Source organism: Pyxidicoccus caerfyrddinensis, assembly GCF_010894405.1.
GTDB lineage: Bacteria > Myxococcota > Myxococcia > Myxococcales > Myxococcaceae > Myxococcus > Myxococcus caerfyrddinensis.
This window is the reverse complement of record NZ_JAAIYA010000018.1, coordinates 213,592-233,048: the sequence shown is the minus strand read 5'-3', so window position 1 is coordinate 233,048 and position 19,457 is coordinate 213,592. Positions and strand designations below refer to the sequence as shown.

At 71.4% G+C, this 19,457-nt stretch carries 6 protein-coding genes; 1 reads left to right on the top strand and 5 read right to left on the bottom strand.

The features are described from left to right. Positions 1-151 precede the first annotated feature (151 nt). Positions 152-1,798: a signal recognition particle protein gene (gene ffh / locus G4D86_RS35505; protein ID WP_163998550.1), complete on the top strand. Its 1,647-nt coding sequence runs from the start codon at positions 152-154 to the stop codon at positions 1,796-1,798. A 77-nt stretch (positions 1,799-1,875) separates the two neighbouring features. Here the strand turns inward: ffh and G4D86_RS35500 are convergent, their stop codons facing one another. From G4D86_RS35500 to G4D86_RS35480, 5 genes are all read right to left on the bottom strand, one after another. Then, complete coding sequence (locus G4D86_RS35500; protein ID WP_163998549.1) at positions 1,876-2,976, bottom strand: TIGR04552 family protein; 1,101 nt, start codon at positions 2,974-2,976, stop codon at positions 1,876-1,878. A gap of 105 nt (positions 2,977-3,081) precedes the next feature. Next, complete coding sequence (locus G4D86_RS35495) at positions 3,082-3,564, bottom strand: toxin-antitoxin system YwqK family antitoxin (protein WP_163998548.1); 483 nt, start codon at positions 3,562-3,564, stop codon at positions 3,082-3,084. A 154-nt stretch (positions 3,565-3,718) separates the two neighbouring features. After that, complete coding sequence (locus tag G4D86_RS35490) at positions 3,719-4,621, bottom strand: hypothetical protein (RefSeq protein WP_240360639.1); 903 nt, start codon at positions 4,619-4,621, stop codon at positions 3,719-3,721. A 242-nt stretch (positions 4,622-4,863) separates the two neighbouring features. Continuing rightward, the gene (gltJ, locus tag G4D86_RS35485) at positions 4,864-6,960 is read right to left on the bottom strand and encodes an adventurous gliding motility protein GltJ (RefSeq protein ID WP_163998547.1); all 2,097 of its coding nucleotides are present in this window, start codon (positions 6,958-6,960) and stop codon (positions 4,864-4,866) included. A 134-nt stretch (positions 6,961-7,094) separates the two neighbouring features. Beyond that, positions 7,095-19,373: a tetratricopeptide repeat protein gene (locus G4D86_RS35480; protein WP_163998546.1), complete on the bottom strand. Its 12,279-nt coding sequence runs from the start codon at positions 19,371-19,373 to the stop codon at positions 7,095-7,097. Between the last annotated feature and the right edge of the window lie 84 nt (positions 19,374-19,457).

Sequence of the window (19,457 nt, the reverse complement as noted above, 5' to 3'; positions counted from 1 at the left end):
GCGCCAACCCCCGAAAGGCGTTGAAGATTTCAGGCCCCCAGGCCCGTTCCGCCCCTCGCGGCGGGGTTCCGGGGCCCTTCTCTCCACTGTTCGACGGCCCGGATGCGCTCCACCGTCGCATCCCGTCCGCCCCTGTTATAAAGCGCCCCCCATGCTCGAGACCGTCACCAAGGGCTTCCGCGCCGCCAAGAACCGCCTCGCCGGCAAGAGCGAGCTGACTCCGGAGCTGGTCGACGAGTCGCTCCGCGACATCCGCGTGTCCCTCCTCGAGGCCGACGTGGCCTTCGACGTGGTGAAGAAGTTCGTCGCCCGCGTCCGCGAGAAGGCCGTGGGTGAGCTGGTGCAGACGACCATCACCGACAAGGCTGGCCAGAAGCGCAAGGTCAGCCCGATGGACCACTTCATCAAGATCTGCCACGACGAGCTGGAGGCCCTCATGGGGCCGGTGGACACCAGCCTCCAGCTCAAGCCCAAGGGCCAGCTGTCCGGCATCATGATGGTGGGCCTCCAGGGCTCCGGTAAGACCACGACCACCGGCAAGCTCGCCCACCGGCTCCTCGCCGAGGGACGCAAGCCCCTGCTCGTCGCCGCGGACATCTACCGCCCCGCCGCCGTGGACCAGCTCAAGGTGCTCGGCGAGCGCCTCAAGGTCCCCGTCTACCACGAGCCCGGCCTCCAGCCGCCCGAGCTGGCGAAGCGCGGCTACGCCGCCGCCCGCGAGCAGAAGTGCGACGTGGTGCTCATCGACACCGCCGGCCGCCTCGCCATCGACGAAGCGCTGATGACGGAGCTGGAGTCCATCAAGTCCAACGTCCACCCGGACACCATCCTCCTGGTGTGCGACGCGATGATTGGCCAGGACGCCGTGCGCACCGCGGCCGAGTTCGACCGGCGGCTGACGCTGGACGGCTTCATCCTCACCAAGCTGGACGGTGACGCCCGTGGCGGCGCGGCGCTCTCCATCAAGGAAGTCACCGGCAAGCCCATCAAGTTCCTCGGCATGGGCGAGTCGATGGACAAGCTGGAGGAGTTCCGCCCGGACGGCCTCGCGGGCCGCATCCTCGGGTTCGGCGACATCGTCGGCCTGATGAAGGACTTCGAGAAGGTCGTCGACGAGAAGAAGGCCGAGGAGGATGCGAAGAAGCTCCTGTCCGGCCAGTTCTCGATGAAGGACTTCGTCGAGCAGATCCGCATGGTCCGGAAGATGGGCCCGCTCAAGGACCTGCTGGAGAAGTTCCCCCTCTTCGGCGACCTCACCGAGCACCTCAACCCGGACGAGAAGGAGCTCACCAAAATCGAGGCGATGTACGACTCGATGACGGCGAAGGAGCGCCTGCGGCCGGACATCATCAACACCAGCCGCATCGGCCGCATCGCCAAGGGCAGCGGTCGCAAGGTGGAAGAGGTCCGCGAGCTGCTCCAGAAGTTCGGGATGATGCAGCAGGTGATGGGCACCATCGGCCAGAACCCGGGCCTGCTGGGCCGCATCCCCGGCTTCAAGCAGCTGGGGCAGCTGTCGCAGATGAAGAACATGGACCTCTCCAGCATGTTCGGCGGCGACGCGAAGATGATGGAGAAGATGATGGGCGGCGGGATGCCCGGCATGGGCATGCCCATGCAGATGCCGCAGGTGGCCCCCGGCTACACGCCCCCCATGGGCCAGGCCGCCATGGCCAAGGCCCGCCTCATGGGCTACGCCCCGCCCTCCGCCAGCGGGAAGCCCGAGGACCGCGACGCCATCAAGGAGCGCCGCAAGCGCGAGAAGGACAACAAGAAGAAGAACCGCAAGAAGCGGTAGCCGGCCTCACGGCCGTTGCGGCTCCGACGCCCGCCGTCCCGGTGTGACTCCCGGGGCCGCGGGCGTTCTGCTTTGCCTCAGCCCTGCTTCTTGGGCACCACGAGGCCCTGGCTGAGCCGCTTGAGCACACGCTGCTTCTGGCGGCGCTTGTAGGCCTCGTGGGCGTTCTCCCCCAGCTCGTTGAGGCGCGCGGTCTCCTCGTCGACAATCTGGAACTCCACCAGGGAGATGACGATGCGGCCCTTGCGCTGGCGCGCGTCCTCTTCCGGCGGCGGCAGGTACGCGTCCATGCGCACCGGGATGTCGACCACGAAGTTGAGCGCCCGGTACGTGTTGCCCGAGAAGGTGTTGCCGTTGCGGTCCTCCCGGTCCTCGTAGTTGCGGTCCAGGTGGAGCTGCGGGATGTGCGCCTCGAAGTGGGGGTTCTCCGCGAGCACCGACTTGAACGGCAGCAGCGTGTTCTCCGTCTGGCCCGGCACCACGAGGTGGAAGGGAAAGAGCCGCTGCGTGAGGTGGTAGAGCACCGGCAGCAGGTCCTCCCGCTTGCGCGTCACCACGCGGAAGCGCGTCCTGTCGTAGACCTGCGCGGCCACCGTCTCCTTCTTCGCCAGCAGCTTGGTGACGAGCGAGTCCCGCGTCTTGATGGAGTGCGCGAACTCCACCACCGGCAGGCCCTTGTCGTTCATCTCCCGGGCGACGCTCAGCACCTTCTCCGTCACCAGCTCCGCCAGCTCCGCCTCGGACACCGCCAGGCGGAAGAGCAGGTCCCGCCCCTCGATGTGCTGGATGACGTGCATCACCTTCAGCACCACGCAGGCGATGCGGCGGTGGCGGGGGGAGCCCTTCGCGCCGGACGCGAAGAGGAACAGGTCGTGAATCTCCGCCGGCTGCGCCACGCCGTCCGCGACGCGGTAGTTGAACGTCTTGCGCAGGTACTCCACCGCCTCCGCGAGCACGCTCCGGGCCCAGGCCTCGTCGTAGGGCCGGGAGACGTCGAGCTGGCAGAGGCGCAGGAAGCCGTCCACCTCGTTCCGCGTCTGGAAGTGCATCCGCCTCCAGTCGATGACCGAGCCACCGCGGAGGATGAGGCGGATACGCTCCAGCTCGCGCAGGCCCATCTCCTTCACCGTGCGGATGGGGATGTCGGGGAGGACGGGGGCGAGCGAGGGGGGCTTCACATCGGGCTTCCTATCCGAGCCGCCCCGACGGGAAAAGCCCCTGGAAAGCACGAAGGCCCTTTCCCATGGGGAAAGGGCCCTCAAGACCACCGAGCGACCGGTCGGTTACTCGTTGGCAACCGCGCGGTTGTTCTCGTACCGGACCTGGCTGATGACGCGGCCGTCCTCGGCCATCTCCTTCGCCACGCCGTTCTTCTTGCCGTTCTGGTACTGCTCGACGAGGCGGGGCTTGCCGTTGGGGAAGTACATCACCCGCTGGCCGTCCCAGCCGCCGTCCTTGAACTCCGCGGTGCTGCGCTTGTTGCCGGACTCATCGAAGAACGTCCAGGTACCGACCTTCAGGCCGTCCACGAACTGGCCCTGGGCCGCGACCTTGCCGTTGGGGTGGTACTCGACGTACGCGCCGTGCGCGAGCTGGGTTCCCGCCTTGGCGTTCGCCTTGACGCAGGTGAAGCCCTCGGCCTTGGTGCCCGCCTGGGCCGTGCCTGCGGGGCAGTTCAGCTTCGCGGCGGTGTCGCCGGCCATCGCCGCGGGAGCAGCAAAGGCCAGCCCCAGGGTCAGCACTCGAATCAGCTTGGTAGACAGCATGGACTCTCCTTTTCCAGACGCCGGGTTCCCCGCGCGCACCCTGAAGACGCTGGGGCGTTGATGAAATTCACGGGCCCGCGCGGGTACTCCACAAACACGTGAGCCCCGCCCCTACTGTCAGGGCGGGGCTCGGTTCCTCAGCTACCCTGGTCGCCTACTGGTAGTTGGAGGTGTGGCAGGCGAAGTTGCCGCCCGAGAAGTAGAAGCCGGCGGAGTTGGTGGTGCTGGTCGCGCCGACGCACAGGCTGACGATGATGTCCGCGCGGTCACGGTTGGTGCCCGTCACGGTGTAGTTGCCCGACGAGCTGCTGATGGGCGCGTTCTGACGGCCACCGTCCGTCTGGACGTAGAAGAACTTGCTCAGCTCCGCGGAGGTCTGGGGGAACGCCGTGTTGGAGTACGCGGAGACCCGGATGCGCAGGCGCTTGGGAGCGCTGGAGGCGCAGAAGCTGTCGGTCTGGGCGGACACGAGCTCGGTCTTGAAGATGATGGGGCCCGTGGTGCCCAGGTCGGCCTTGTTCGGGAAGGACGTGTAGTTCTGGCACGTCGGGGTGGGCGGCGCGGCGCAGACGCTGGCGGTGCAGATCTCGCCGTAGGTGCAGGTGGAGAGGCCCTCACCCGAGCAGGTGTCGCCCGTGGTGTCGCCCTCCTCGCACTGGCCGGAGCCCGTGTTGCACGTACGGTCGCCGGAGCAGTCGGAGTCAGCGGTGCACTTCGTCACGCACACGTTGTCCAGGGTGGAGCACACCAGGTCGGTGCTGTCGGAGTCCGTGCCGCCGTTGCAGAGCACGTCCGTGGAGCACTGGCAGATCTTGGTGGCGGCGTCCGTGCCCGTGCCACCCAGGGGGGCGCAGGTCTTCGCGGTATCCGGACAGTCCGAGCCGCTCTCGCACGTCGTCACACAGACGCCCGCGGTCGGATGGCAGATCTCGGTGCCAGCGCAATCGTCGTTGGTGGAGCAGGTGTTGGAGGTACCTTCCTCGTCACCGCAACCAACCATGAAACCGCTCATCGCGCCGAGCGCCGTGAGCACCAGCATCATCTTGCGAAGCTGCATGTTGAGCCTTCCTCCTGAGTGGGAACGTCGCTCGGGGTCTCCGGCCACTGACATCAGACCCCAACGTCCATTGGAAGCGGGCAGGGCTTTAGTCCTGCCTGTCCGGACGTGTCAACGAGTGTCGACGGGCGTCTCGACGAGCACCCTCAGGGGAAATTCAGCGCTCACAAAAGCGGACAATCCAAACGAAGACGGGCGTGACGCACACGTCACGCCCGTCACACACATCGATTCCCGTCGCCTCAGAAGGTGAACGGGAAGTCGATGGGCTCGCCCTGCTTCTTGTGGCGCGGGAAGGCCCAGCTCTTGATGAGGCCGGAGATGCAGCTCGCCATGTAGGTCGAGCGGAACTCATCCGTGCGGCACGAGACGGCCGTGGTCTTCCCGCTCGTCTGGATGGTCCACCGCATCACCAGCTTGCCGCTCAGCGCCGGGTCCTTCTTCTTCTGCTCGTTCACGCACTTGATGATGGCCGGCTTGTTGGCCAGCACCACCGCCATGATGTCCGACTGCTGCAGGCGCTCGGGGGTGGCGCCGCCGGGCTCGGGCGGCACGTACGCGGTGGGCCGCGCCTCGGGCTGCTTCGGCTCCGGCTTCGTCTTCTTCGTGCCGAACAGCTCGTCGAAGTCGTCGCTGTCACCCTCGCTCGAGGACGAGGACGCACGCTCGACGCGCGCGGGCTGCCGCTCCTCGGGCTCCTCGCGGCGCGCGGACGCCGACGAGGTGGACGGCTTGCGAGGCGTCGTGCCGCGCTCCACCTTCGCCACCACCGTCTCCGTCGGTGGCTTCGGAGCCTCCGCCACCGGAGCCGGCGTGGGCGCGGGAGTCGCCGCCGGAGGCGCCGCGGCCACCGCGGGAGCGGCCGTCGCGGGCGCGCCCCCCGTGGGAGCCGGAGTCGCCGTCGCGGGCGCCGCCGCCACCGCGCCACCGGGCGCCGGAGTCGGCGTGGGGACAGCCGGAGCCGCCGTCGCGGGCTGCTGCGCCATGCCGGCCGGAGGCGGAGGCATGGGCGGCAGGCCGGTGTTCGGCTGCGCGGCAGGGGCCGCCTGTGCCACCGGGGGCTGCCCGGCCGCGGGCGTCTCGCCGCGGTTGCCGTTGTTCATGAGCATGACCACCCCGCCACCGGCGACGATGAGCAGGCCCGCGGCGGCACCCACCAGGATGCCCATCTTGCTCTTGCCCCCGCCCTGCGCACCGCCATGAGGCGGGTACGCGGGCGCATAGCCCGGCTGCTGCGGGTACGGGGCGGCCATGGGCTGCTGCGCGTACGGCGCGGGCTGCGCGTAGTGCGGCTGCATGGGCTGCTGCGGGTACGGCGCGGGCTGCGGCTGCCCATAGGGCATGGGCGCGGCCATGGGCGCCATCTGCTGGCCCATGTGGGCATCGGCGCCACGCAGGGACGGCGAGGACACCGGCTCCGGCGGAGGCATGGGCACGTCGAGCAGCCGCGACTGCGACACGGGCTCCCGGCCCAGCGCCGGCGCGGGCGTCGGCGGCGGCTTGCCGAGCGCGTCGTTCTCCTCCTTCACCAGCGAGGCCAGCACGCTGGCCGCCGACGGCTTCCAGCCCACCGGCTCTTCCGAATTGGCGGCCAGCACACCGTCGGCGCGCGACGCCTTGCCCGCGCTGAAGGCGGACTGCACCGGGCCCGAGGACACCGTGGGCGACGTGCCGGACACCGGCTCGGGCGCGACGATGACGGGCTTGGACGGGCGCGGCGCCAGCACCGAGGCCAGCTCCGCCGTCTCCGACAGGGGAATCCAGTCGCTGAAGCCCGAGCGCCAGCAGAGGCTGTCCGGGCCCACCTCGCCGCGGTCCCAGAGGTCCTTCACCTTCTCGACGGTGAACGGGCCGACCTGCTTCTCGTCGATGGCCACGTACCACTCGTGCGAGGCGGCGTTGGACTTCGCGTCCTCCTTCGCGGGCTCGGCCTCGGCCTCGGCCAGCTTGCGCACGCTCTCCGTGGTGGCGTCACGCGCCGCGGCCTCGCCGGCCGACTCGCCCGCCGGAATCTTGTGCGTGCCGGAGCTGAGCACCTGGTCGAAGACGGCGCCAATCTCGTCCTCTTCCCAGTCCGTGAAGAGGCCGCCCTCGGGCGGTGTGCCGAGCGACGCGGGCATGTTGGCGGCGGACGACTCCGCCTCCTTGCCAGCGCCACTCGTGGCGGGAGGTGAAGAAGTCGCGGACTCCGGCGCGGAGTCCTTCGCGGCCGGTGCGCCCGCGGGGCGCACGGTGATGTTGTGGCCGCACTTCTTGCAACGAACCTTGACCCCCTTGGGGCCAACCTTGTCGTCGCTAATCATGTACTGCGCGCGGCAGCTGTCGCAGACGAAACGCATCTTTTCCGTAAGCCTCGGAAATGACGGGAGAAATCCCGCATGAATCGTAGAAGTGCACACCGGAGGGGTCAAGGAAGGGTACCAAGCCCGCCCGGCTGCTAATCAACGCGTGAACCCTTCTCCGGGTTCTGTCGCTACTTGCGCACCTGCACCTCCACGTGGGTGCCCACGGCGACGCGCAGCTCGTGCAGGTCCTCCGAGGTCGCGAACACGAGCAACTCCCGCAGCTTGGTGCGCACGGGGACGCGGAAGGCGGACCCCGTCTCGCCCTGGACCATGCGGCGGACCGGCTCCATCTCCCCAGCGGCGAAGAGACCAGCGCGCGCGGCCGTCAGCTCCGCGCCCTCCAGGTACTGGCGCACCGCCTGCGGGGTGGCCGTGGGCAGCCAGGCGCGCGCCGCCTTGGCCAGCGCCGCGCGGTCCGGCTCGCTGAGGCTCTTCTCCAGGAACCGCCGCTCCGGGTCCACCAGGTGCTGGGCCTCGGCGATGCGCACGTTGCCCACCACGAGGCTCAGGGCCGCCTGGAGGATGGCCTCCAGTCGCTCCACCGCCACGCGCTGGCTGAAGGCCAGCTCCGGACGCGCCAGCGCCAGGGTGCGGCCCAGGAGGTAGTACACCTCCTTCTGGCCCTGCTCCGCGAAGTACTTGCCGCCCACGCGCACGCTGGCCGGGTGCGTCTGCAACAGCTCCGTGTTGATGAGCGGCTCGGGGGCCGGCTCGTTGGAGCGCTTGGCCATGCGCTCGCGCGTGGCCACGAGGAAGGGCGAGTACAGCTCCACCGCGTCCATGCCCAGCATGCGCGCCACGTACCGGTAGTGGTGCACGTGGTACTCCTGCGCGCTGGCCACGTCGATGCGGTGCTTCTTGGGCACCAGTTGGTACTGCGGGAAGGGCACCGCGTACAGGTGGCCCGTCTTCGCGAAGAGCAGGCCCATCAGCTCGGCCAGCGGACCGCGCGCCTTCGGGTGGAAGAGGTGGTTGTGCCAGAGCTGGTCGTTCAGCGGCCTGGGCTCCTGCGACTCCTTCTTCTTCGCGTAGGGCCCCAGCTTGGTGAGGATTTCCTGCTCGTCCTCCCCCGCCTCGCCCAGGAGGCCCGCGACGGCCTGGGCCGCCAACCACGCGCCGTCGTAGTCCTTGCGCATCGCGCACAGGCGCACCAGTTGGCCGCACACCTTGCGCGGGTCCGTCGTGTTCGGCAGCGCGCGGCGGAGCGCGGCAATGGCCTCGTCCTCGCGGCCCGGCAGCTGCCCGGCGATGTCCGCGAAGGTCTCCTGCACCGTCGCGTCGTCCGGCAGGCCCTTGGCGGCCACGCCGTAGGCGGCCACCGCGCCCTCCGGGTGCTTGAGCACCTGGAGGTACAAGTCACCGAGCGCGCGCCACAGCGCCATGCGCGCCACGTGCGTCTCCGGCGTCTTGGGCAGCCGGCCCAGCATCTTCGTGTAGTTCTCCTCCAGCGGCTTCCACTGGCGCGCCGCGCCGAGCATCGCCTCCAGCGCGCTGAAGGCCTCCACGAAGCGCGGGTCCAGGTCGAGGGCCGCGTTGAAGGCCTGGGTGGCGCCTTCCACGTCCTTCAGGTCATCGCGGCGCAGCTCGCCCAGCGCGAACCAGACGCGCTTGGCCTTGTGCGGCTCCATGGCCAGCGAGCTCAGCGACAGCATCCGCGCCAGCACGTCCGCGGCCTTCTGGCCCTGACGCGTCTCGCGCAGCAGCACGTAGAGCTGGTCCATCACCTCCGGCACGTCCGGCTCCGCCTTGAGCGACGTGGTGAAGGCGTCGATGGCCATGTACGGGTCGTGCAGCTCGTCCCGGGCGATGCGGCCCAGCTCCAGCGCCACCTTCGCCTTGGCCTCGCCCTCCAGCACGCCCACCAATTGCTGGCGCAGCTCGGCGGACTTCTCGTACTGGCCCGCCTTGTCCATCAGCGTCACGAGCGCGCGCAGCGTCGGCTCGTGGCCCGGGTCGATGGCCAGCGCCTTCTCGAAGTGGTTCTGCGCGCGGTCCGCCTGGCCGAGCGCGGCGTGGATGTCGCCAATCTGCCAGTAGACCTCCACCACCTCCAGGTCCGTCAGCTCCTCGCGGTGGTGGATGAGGATGGTCTGGAAGACCTTGAGCGCTCCCTCGTAGCGGCGCGTCTGGACGAGCAGGTTGCCGTAGCCCTCCAGCGCGGGCAGGTAGGTGGCGTCCAGCTCGTAGGCCTTCTCGTAGCAGCTCAGGGCCTTGTCGCGACGGCCCAGCTTCTCCGCCACGTAGCCCAGGCGGTAGAGCTGGCGGCAGAGGTCCGCGGCGCTGACGGAGTCCTTCTCCACCATCGCCTTCTCCGCCATCTTCCGCGTGACGATGTCCAGCATCCGCTCGGCGGACGCCCAGTCCTCGCGGGCGATGTAGACGTCCGACAGGGGGCGCGCGGCCTCCAGGCTGTCGGGGATGTGCTTGAGGGTCTCCTGCCAGTAGCCGGTGGCCGTCTCGCGGTCCTCGCGCGTCTCCGCGTGGTAGCGCGCCACGTCCAGCAGCGCGCGGCCCTTGGCGGCCGGGTCCTCGGTCTGCTCCGCCTCCTGGCGCAGCGTCTGCTCGTAGCCGCTCCAGTCCTTCTCCTGCTCCTGGATGCCCTTGAGGGCGCGGATGCTGGGCAGGTGGCCCGCGTCAATCGCGAGGGCGTGCTGGTAGGCGTTCCGCGCGCTGCCGGAGTCCATCAGCATGTCCTCGTTGATCTTCCCGAGGCGGTAGTACAGCTCCACCGCGTTCGACGTCTGACCGGCGAGCTCCGCTTCCTTCGACAGCATCTCCAGCGCGAAGGGCCAGTTGCCGCTGCGCTCGTACAGGTTGCCCAGGGCGTGCAGCGCCGGGCGGCACTCGGGGTCCGCAGCGAGCGCCGAGTGATAGTTGTTCACCGCGCGGTCCAGCGCCTTGAGCTGCTGGTACTGGACGTTGCCGATGTCCACGTAGAGCTCGGCCTGCTCCTGCACGCTGGTGGCCAGCGAGAGCTGCCGCTCGTACGCGGAGATGAGGTCCTCCCAGCGGCCCTGCGTGCGGCGCAGGCGGATGAGCGACTTGATGGCCTGGACGTTCTGCGGGTCGATGGAGAGCACGCCCTCCACGCACACGTCCGCGTTGGCCGGGTTCTGGTACTTGTCCTCCCAGATGGTGGCGCTGCGGAAGAGGACGCGGACCTTCTCGCGCCAGTCCTCGCTCAGCTCCAGCATCCGCTCGTAGATGGCGAGCAGGTCCGCCGGCTGGTCCAGCTTCGTGTGCAGCCGCTCCAGCGCCTCCAGCGCCGTGCGGTTGACGGGGTCCAGCTCCAGCGCCTGCCGGTAGGCGGACACCGCGGACTCGTCGTCGCCGATGTCGCGCTCGTAGACGCCGGCCACCTCCACCTGGATGCGCGCGCGCTCCTCGGCGGTGTCGGCCAGGTCCCTCGCACGCAGCAGCGAGGACGCCACGTCCGGCCACGCGCGGCCCCGCCGGTACAGCGCGGTGAGCACGCCCAGCGTCTCCGAGTCCGGCTCCAGCTCCAGCGCGCGCAGGAGCGCGCTCGCGGACTCGGTCGGGTCCTCCAGCTTCTCGTCCCAGACGCGGGCAATCTCTTTGAGGATGCCCTTGCGCTGCTCAATCGAGCCCGCGGCCTCCAGCTTCTGCTCCAGCGCGACGACGTACTCCTTGTCGCGCCCGCGCCGCTGGAACACGGCGGCCAGCCCGTCCAGCGCGGTGGCGTTGGTCGGGTCGAACTCGAGAATCTTCCGGAACGCGCCCTCCGCGGCCTGCGGGTCATCCAGCCGCGTGTCGTGGACGCGCGCGAGCGTGGCGTAGAGGCGCTCGGCCAGCGCACCACGGGGCAGCTCGTCGGCCACCTCCTCGTAGACGGCCGCCAGCTCCTCGTGGCTGCCCGTCTCGTCCGCCAGGCGCTCGACTTCCTCGCGCAGCGTGTCGTCCGACGCGTCCAGCTGTAGCGCGCGGCACAGCGCGAGGAAGGCCACGTCCTTCTGCCCCAGCCGCTCCTCCTGCACCTTCGCCAGCTCGCGCAGCGCGGCCAGCTTCTCCTCGTCGGTGACGAGGTGGGGCATGTAGCGGTCCATCACCGTGGCGTACGCGCGCCAGTCGTTGTACGTCCGGTACAGCCCGCGCACGCGCTCGTAGGAGGTGCGGTTGGCCGGGTCCAGCTCGAGCACCTTCTCCAGCGCGCCCGCGGCCTGCTCCGGCTTGCCGCCCTGCCCTTCCCACAGGTCCGCCACCGCGACGTACGCGGCCACGGCCTGCTCGCGCTCCTCGGCCGCCAGGTGCACCTGCACCTTCAGCTCCAGCGCGCGCACGGCGTCGTTCCACGCGCGCAGGGACACGAAGAGCGTGTACACGCGCTCCAGGTCCGACACGTGGTGCGGCTCCACCTCCAGCGCGCGGCGGGCGGCGTCCAGCGCCTCCTCGCGGCGGCCCATGCCTGCCAGCACTTCCGCCAGCCGCAAGCGCAGCGCCTTCACGCCCTCGCTGTTCTCCTGCAGGGGCACGAGCCGGCGCAGCACGCCCACCAGCTCCTCGCTCTGGCCCGTCTCGTCATACAGCTCGCGCAGCGTGTCCAGCACTCCGCGGTGGCGCGCGTCCCTGTCGAGCGCGGCCTTGAAGTACGGCACCGCCTCTTCCGGCTTCTTCAGCAGGCGGTACACCACCCGGCCCAGTCGCTCGTTGAGGCGCACCACCTCGCGCGGATCCAACGTCACGGCGAGCCGGCCCTCCAACAACTCGCGCAGGTCCTGCGGCCGGTCCGCGCGCTCGTACAGGGACTCGAGCGCGGCGAAGGCCTGCTCGTTGCGCGAGTTCTTCGCCAGCAGCTCGCGGTACAGGTCGATGGAGCGGCCCAGGTCCGACAGCCCTTCGGCGGACACCTGCGCCATCTTGCCCAGCACGCGGTCGCGCTCGGCGCCCGTCACCTTGTCGGCCTGCAGCTTGAGGATGGCGTAGAGCTTCTCGGACGCACCGGCGCCCTCGTAGATGCCCTCCAGGAGCCGCGCCGTCGCCAGGTGTGCCGGCTCCAGCATGAGGATGGCCTCGTACGCGCCGGCCGCGCGGTCCGGGCTGTCCAGCCGCTCCTGGTAGAGCTGCCCCAGGCGGAAGAGGTAGCCCACGCGGTCCGCGGGCTCGGTGGCCCCCGTCACCAGCGCCTCCAGGATGCCGGCCAGCTCCGGCCAGGCCTCCAGGTGGAGGTAGAGCCGGTCCAACGCCACCAGCGCCTTCTCCTGCACCGCGGGGTGCAGCGTGCGCGCGCGCTCGTAGTAGGAAACGGCGCGGTCCGAGTCGCGCAGCTTCGTCTCCAGCAACTGCCCCAGCTTGAGGCACACCTGCGCGGCGTCCGCGGCCTCGGCCACGCGCGGCAGGGCTTCCTCGTAGGCCGCCACCAGCTCGTCGTAGCTGTCGGAGGCGTCCGTGGCGTTCTCCAGCCGGAGGCGCACCTGACCGTCGTTGGGGTCCTCCTTGAACGCGCGGAAGAGGGCCAGGAAGGCCAGCTCGGACTCGCCCTGCGTTTCGCGCAGCGTGGCCAGCTCGCCCAGCAGCGTCTTGCGCTCGGAGGCGTCGGTGGACACGCCCACGCGCGACTCAATCACCTGCGCCAGGCGCGGCACGTCGCCGCTGGCGCGGAGCGCGCGCAGCAGCGTCTCCACCGCGAGCAGGTTCTGCGGCTCGCGGGTGACGATGGCCTCCATGCGCCCCACGGCGCCCGGGTGGTTGGCCTGCACCGCGAGCACCTCGCCGTACAGCGCCAGCGCGCCCGTCTTGTCCATCAGCCGCGTCTCGCGCACGGTGGCCAGGCGGAACTTCAGCTCCAGTCCGGACTCGGGCGGAAGCAGGGCAATCCGCTTCGCCAGCGCGTCGGCCAGCTCGGGCCAGCGCTCCTGCTTCTGGCAGAGCGCTTCCATGCGCTCCAGCGTCGGCACGTCGTCCGGCTTGAGCTCCAGCAGGCGGCGGAACGTGGCCAGCGCGCCCAGCGAGTCCTTGAGCTGCTCCTCCTGCAGCGTGCCAATCTGGAAGAGCACCGCGGCGCGGCGCGCCGGCTCCTCCGCCACGGCGAGCTGCCGGCGCAGCACCTCCAGCAACTCCGTCGGCTTGCCCTGCGAGGCCACCAGGCGCACCGTCGCATCCAGCGCCTCGGTGTCCGTGGGGCGCAGCTCCAGCACGCGCTTCCAGGCCGTCAGCGCCTCGGCCTGCTCGCCCAGGTCCGTCTGGAGGCGGGCCAGCGCGCGGTGCAGCTCGGCGCGGGACGCGTCTCCCGCCTTCGTCGCCACCTCGGAGAGGACCGCGCACAGCTCCTCGGGGGCCTCGGCCTTGTCCACCAGCGACACGCACAGCTCGAGCGAGCGCAGGTCATCCGGCAGCTCGCGCAACGCGCGGGTCGCGGACACGAAGCCCATCTCCGGGTTCTCCAGCGGGCCCGCATAGATTTCGGCGATGCGGCGCAGCAGCGCGGCGCGCTCCTGCGGCACGGCCTCCGCCGAGGCACGCGACTCCAGCATCTCCACCTGCTTCAGGTGGTTGCCCACCGAGGCGAAGATGGGCTCCAGGGCGCTGGCCGCGGCGCCACGCAGCGGGCTGTCCGAGCGCGCCATCTCCTCCAGCGCGCCCACCGCCCCCGCGTGCCCGGCACGGTGTGCCAGCACGGACTGGTACAGCTCCAGCGCGCCGCGCGGGTCGTCCAGGCGCGACACCTTGAGGCGGCCCAGGCGCACGCGCAAATCCGACGCCTCTTCCAGGGCGCCGCGCGCGTCCGCGAGCTGGATTTCGCGCTCGATGTGCTGCGCCAGCTCCGGCCAGCGCTCCATCTCCGCCAGCACGCGGCCCAGCAGCTTCAGCGCGTTGCCGTTCTCCGGCCGCAGCACGAGGACTTCCCGGTACGCCTGCGCCGCCAGCGACTTGTCCGCGAGGGTCTCCTCCGCCAGGTGGGCCAGCTCGAAGAGCAGGTTCACCTGCGTGGACGCGTTGGTCTCCGCCGCCACCTGCCGGCGCATGACCAGCGCCAGCTCGCGGTGCGCGCCGGTGCGGCGGTGCACGCGGGCGATGGACTCCAGCACGGACTTGTTCTTCGGGTCCCTCCGGCTCACCTCCTCCAGCGCGCGGACCGCGAGGTCATAGCGCTTGAGGCGGTTGTCGTAGATGCCGGCCAGGCGCCGCCACAAGTCGCCGGCCAGCGGCTCCTGCGTGTCACGCTCCAGCTGGTCCTCGTACGCCCCGGCCACTTCCTCGAAGGAGCCGGAGTCGGCGGCGAGCCGCTCCAGCTCGTCCCGGACGGCAGCTTCCTGGGGGAACTCGTTGAAGGCCCGCAGGCGCGAGATGAAGGCGAGCGACGTCTGCCCCAGCGCCTCGCGCAGGGTGGCAATCTCCTGGAGGTGCTCCAGCCGCCGCTCCGGCGCCACGCCGGGCAGCAGCACCTCCAGCACCTCCACCAGCTTCCGCGTGTCGTTGAGGCTGCGGTAGACGGGCTCCAGCAGGCGCGCCGCTTCCACGCGCGGGCCGTCGTGCGCCATCAGCCGCTCCAGGCCAGCCACCACCTGGCCGTCCCCGGGCGCCAGCTCCAGCAGCCGGCGGTACACCGGCAGCGACTCGGCGGGGCCCACTTCCTTCTCGAGCAGCTGCGCGCGCTTCAGCAGCCAGCCCCGGCGCGCGTTGTCGTCCGCCGCGCCGTCCGCGAGCTGGTCCAGCACGTCCGCCTGCTCCGCGAAGCGCCGCGCCTTCGCGTACAGCTTCTCCAGCGCGAGCAGCCCCTCGGGCACCTTCCGCAGCGCCAGGGCCGACCGGTACGTTTCAATCGCCTTCGCGTCGTCGCCCGCGTTGGCGTACGCCTCGCCAGCCTTGAGCAGCAGGCCCACGCGCTCCTCGGGGACCGTGGAGAGCTGCGCCTGGCGCGCGTACACCTCGGAGAGGCTCTTGGCGTTCTGCCCCTTCTCGTACAGGCGCGAGAGGGCCTCCAGCGCCTGCCGGTCTTGCGGCGCATCCGCCAGCAGGTTCTTCCACAGGCGCGCGGCCTCCTCCGGCTGGTCCAGCGACTCGCGCAGCTCCGCGGCCCGCCGCAGCATCTCAATCGCCGCCGGGTCTCCGGAGGTCAGCTCCACCGCCGCCGTCTCGTAGATTTCCGCCAGCACCTCGTGCGAGCCCGTCTCGCGGGCGAGCCGCTCCAGGTCCGGCCGCACGCCGTCCCGGTCCAGCCCCTGCGCGAAGGACTTCACCGCGGACATGAAGGCCAGCGAGGGCTGGTGCATGTCGCGCTCGTAGATGCGGCGCACCTCTCCAGCGAGGAGGATCTTCTCCACCGTGAGGGCGGACTCCATCCGCGCCTCGCGCAGCGCCACGCGGCGGGCGTGGTCGCCCACCTGCGACAGCACGGGGTCCAGCACTTCGAGCGCCGCGCCGCTCGCGGGCACGGCCGCCTTCACCCACGCCTCGAGCGCGGCGCGCGCGCCCGGGTGGCCCGGGTCTTCCGCGAGGATGCGCTTGTAGAGGCCCAGCGCCGCGTTGGCGTCGTCCAGCACCGTGCGCTTCAGCTCGGCCAGGCGGAAGGACACCTCGCGCCCCTGCGGGCTCTGGCCCTCCTGGTTGCGGCGCAGCTCCAGCACCCAGGCCAGGTCCTCGCTCCTCTCGCCCTCGGTATAGAGCCGGTCCAGCGTGGCCGCGGCCTCGCGGTTCGCGGGGTCTCTCTCGGCGATGGCACGCCACGCGGCGGCGGCGCTCTCCTTGTCGGTGAGCTTCGTCTCGTGCAGCAGCGCGGCCTCGCGCAGAAACACCATCTGCTCGGCCGGCTCCACCGTGACGGCGGCCAGCTTCTCCAGCACCTCGGCCAGCGCCGCCCACTCCTCGCCCGCGCGGTGCAGCCGCTGCAGGGCGCGGAGGCTGTCCAGGTTGCCGGGCTCCAGGGCCAGCAGCGCGCGCAGCGCCTTCACCGCGCCGGCCTTGTCGTCCAGCTTCTTCTCCTGCACCTCGGCCAGCTCGCGCAGCAGCGCCAGCCGTGCCGGGCCAACGTCGCCCTCCTCCGCCAGCTCGCCGAGAATCTCCGCGTAGCTGTCCAGCGAGTCCGCGTCCTCAGCCGCCTGCCGCGCCGTGGAGCGCAGGCCCGCGTCACCGGGGGCCAGACGCAGCGCGCGCGCCAGGGCCGCGAAGGCCAATTCCGGCTGCCGCAGGTGCGCCAGGTGCACCTGGGCCGCGTGCCGCAGCGCCTGCACCCGCGCGGAGTCGTCCTTCGCCACCTCGGCCAGCACGTCGAGCGTGGCCACCAACTTGCGGTGCTCCTTGGTGCGCTCGAAGGCGGGCACCAGCACGCGCGCCGCCGCCTCGCGCGCCGGGCCGGAGGCGAGCATGGCCTCCAGCGCGGCCAGCGCATCCGGGTCCGTGGGGCGCTGTGTGAGGATGTCCGCGTAGCTGTGCACCGCCTCCGCGCTGCCGTCCTGCGAGCCCTGCAGCAGCTGCGCGCGGCGCAGCTTCAGCCGCGCCACCTTGTCCGCCTCACCAGCCGACTCCGCCAGGGCAATCATCCGCGCCAGCGTGTCGCCCAGCTCGCGCGTGCGGCCGGCCTTCTCGTACAGCTCGGCGAGGCGCGGCAGGTGCCGCCCTTCTTCCGCGCCATGGGACAGCGCGCCCTGGAGCGCCTCGGCGGCCTGCGCCGGACGGCCCAGCTCCACGTTGAGGTCCACGAGCTGCAGCAGCAGTTGCAGATTTTCCGCCCCGCGCGCGCCCTGGATGCGCTTGCGCAGCAGGCCTTCCGCGTCCGCGGACCTGCCCGCGCGCCCGTACAGCTTCACGAGCCGCTGCAGCACCGCGTTCGACTCCGGCGCGCGGCCCACCGCCGCCTCCAGCGCGGCAATCGCCTCCGCCGCCAGCCCACCCTCCTCCGTCAGCGTCGCGGCCTCGGTGAGCAGCGACACCGCCAGCGTCAGGTCATCCGACTCGGAGGCCAGCGTGCGCAGCACCCGGCCCAGCTCTGCGTGGGCCGACAAGTCGCGCGCCAGGCGCAGTCCTTCCGCGCGGCCGCTCTCGTCCTTCGGGTCCTCGCGCAGCGCGCGCACCCGCACGTCGAAGGCGGCGCGGCTGTCGGCGAGCTGCTTCTCGTGGATGCTGGCCAGCAGCGCGAAGAGGCGCTTGCGCGAGGCTGCCTCCGTCGTGGCCTCCAGCTGCTGCTGGAGCGCGGCCACCTGCCGCTGGTGGTCGCCACCGCGGCCATAGTGCGCCGCCAGCGCCTCGGCGATTTCCACCGTGCGCACGCCCGCCGCCGCCAGCCGCTCCAGGCCGCCCACCACCACGCCGGTGGAGACGTTCTCCGCCAGCAGGCCCAGGAAGAGGTCCGACGCGTCCTCCTGCCGGCCCAGCCGCTCCGCGTACAGCTTGGCCTGCCGGGCCATCCACTCGTTGCGCTCGAGCTGCGTCTCCGCGAGCCCCGCCAGCCGGCCGGCCAGCGCCGCCGCCTCGTCGAACTTGGACAGCGCCACGCACAGGGCCTGCAGCCGCTGCGCCGCCGCCGGGTCCTCCGGGGCGAGCTGCACCAACTGCCGCACCAGCGGCTCCATCTCCTCGGGCGCGGCGCCGGCCGCCTCGCGGCGCGACACCTCCGCCTCCAGGCGGGCCGTCGGGTCGTCCGCGAGCGCCGCCGCAGACTGCAGCGACTTCACCGCCTCCGCCGCCGCCGAGTCACCGGGCACGCGCGCCAGCACCTCGCGCCACGCGGCCTCCGCGCGCGACGGGTCCGCCAGCGGGCCTTGGAGCAGCTGCGCCAGCTGGCGCCACAGCTGCGCCGCCACCTCGGCCACCGGGGCCGCCTGCGCCGCGCGCTGCAGTGCCAGGGCCAGCGCGGGCTGCGCCTGGGCCTTCTCCGCGTGCTCCACCACCGAGCCGAGCAGCAGCGGCCGCCCCGGGTCCAGCTCCAGCGCACGCGCAAGCACCTCGAAGGCACCGCGCGCGTCGTCCTTCTCCTCGAACATCAGCGCGAGCGCCTCGCAGAAGGCCACCCGCTCCGAGCGCGGACGCGGCGCCAGCAGCGCCAGGTCCAGCAGCGGCACCACCGCCTCCAGCTCCTCGTCCTCGGCCAGCAGTCGCGCCAGCTGGAAGGCCGCCAGCGCCTGCGTGGCGTCCAGCTTCAGCGCCGCCTCCAGGTGTGCGCGCGCCGCCGTCGCGTCCTTCAGCTGCGTCAGGCACAGCTCCGCCAGGCGCAGCCGCATGGCGGCCTGCGCCGTCTTGTCCTTCACCGTGACGAGGTAGCGCTCCATCACCGCCACCGCGTCCGTGGCGCGCCCCTTCTCCAGCAGCAGCTCGGCGGTGAGGCTCGCCGCGTCCGCGCGGGACGGGTCCGCCGCCACGGCCTTCTCGAAGGCGCCGAGCGCTCCGTCCCCGTCGTTCAGCTTGCCCAGGCGCAGCGTGCCCACGCGCAGCCACAGGTCCACCTGCGCGGCGCGGTCCTTCACCTCGCCCGCCATCGCTTCAATCTGCGCAATCGCCGAAGCGAAATCGCCGCCGGCGCGCTCGGCCAGCTTCTCGATCAGCGCGAGCCCTTCCGGCATGCCCGGCCACAGCAGGAAGCAGCGGTCCAGCGCCTCCTTCACCTTGCCGGCTGCGCCCGGGTCGTACCAGGCGAACAGCTTCGCCACGAGCAGCGACAGCCGGGCCGCGCTCTTCCTGTCGCGCTCCTCCAGCGACATGCTGCGCAGCATCCGCACGCGGTCGCGCCACGTCTGCTCGAAGCGCTGCAGCGAGCGAGTCGCCTTCTCCACGCGCGCGTTCTGCGGCTCCAGCGCCCGCGCCACGTCCACCACCCGCTGCGCCAGCGCGTGCTCGGTGGGGTCATCCACCAGCCGCTCCGCGAGCGCCGCGTACTCCTCGGCCATGCCCGCGTCGCCCAGCGCCTCGCGCTCGCGCTCGAGCGCCTCGAAGGCCGGCTGGAAGAGCTGCTCGGACAGCAGCAGCTGGCGCACGCGCCGGAAGACGGCCCGGTCCGGCTTCGCCCGCGCCGCCCGCTGCAGGCACAGCACCGCCCGGTCGCGGCGGAAGAGCTTCTGCTCGTAGAGGTCCGCCGCCTTGAGGTAGTGGCCCGCGCCCTCCTCGCCCTGCGTGGCGGCGCCCAGCCGCTCCAGCACGTCCGCCAGCGCCGCCGCGTCCTGCCGCGACTCGTGCAGCCGCTTCAGCCCGCGCAGCGCCGGCAGTGGGTCCTTCGCGACCAGCAGCGCGCGCTTGAGCAGCTCCTCCGCGCGAGGCGCGTTGCGCTGCCGCTCGTGTGCCAGCTCCGCCGCGCGGCACAGCAGGCGCACGGCCTCGTCGGCGGGGACGTCCCGCGAGCGCCCCTCGTAGAGGCGGATCAGCTCTTCCACACGGCCGGCCTTCTCGAGAGAGGCTTCGGCTTCGACGAAGGTCCGGTCATCGGACACACGCAGCGTGGGACGCGAGGGCGTGGGCTGTTGCATGGGGAGGCGGGCCTTGGGAATGGAAATGGAACGCAGCGGGGGCGCCAGCGACCGGAACTCTACCGGTCACAAGCGCCCCCGAGC

Bases quoted from the DNA above. Each gene is read 5' to 3' on its own strand.
- ffh (WP_163998550.1), top strand. From the start codon at position 152: ATGCTCGAGACCGTCACCAAGGGCTTCCGCGCCGCCAAGAACCGCCTC.
- G4D86_RS35495 (WP_163998548.1), bottom strand. From the start codon at position 3,564: ATGCTGTCTACCAAGCTGATTCGAGTGCTGACCCTGGGGCTGGCCTTT.
- G4D86_RS35490 (WP_240360639.1), bottom strand. From the start codon at position 4,621: ATGCAGCTTCGCAAGATGATGCTGGTGCTCACGGCGCTCGGCGCGATG.
- gltJ (WP_163998547.1), bottom strand. From the start codon at position 6,960: ATGCGTTTCGTCTGCGACAGCTGCCGCGCGCAGTACATGATTAGCGAC.
- G4D86_RS35480 (WP_163998546.1), bottom strand. From the start codon at position 19,373: ATGCAACAGCCCACGCCCTCGCGTCCCACGCTGCGTGTGTCCGATGAC.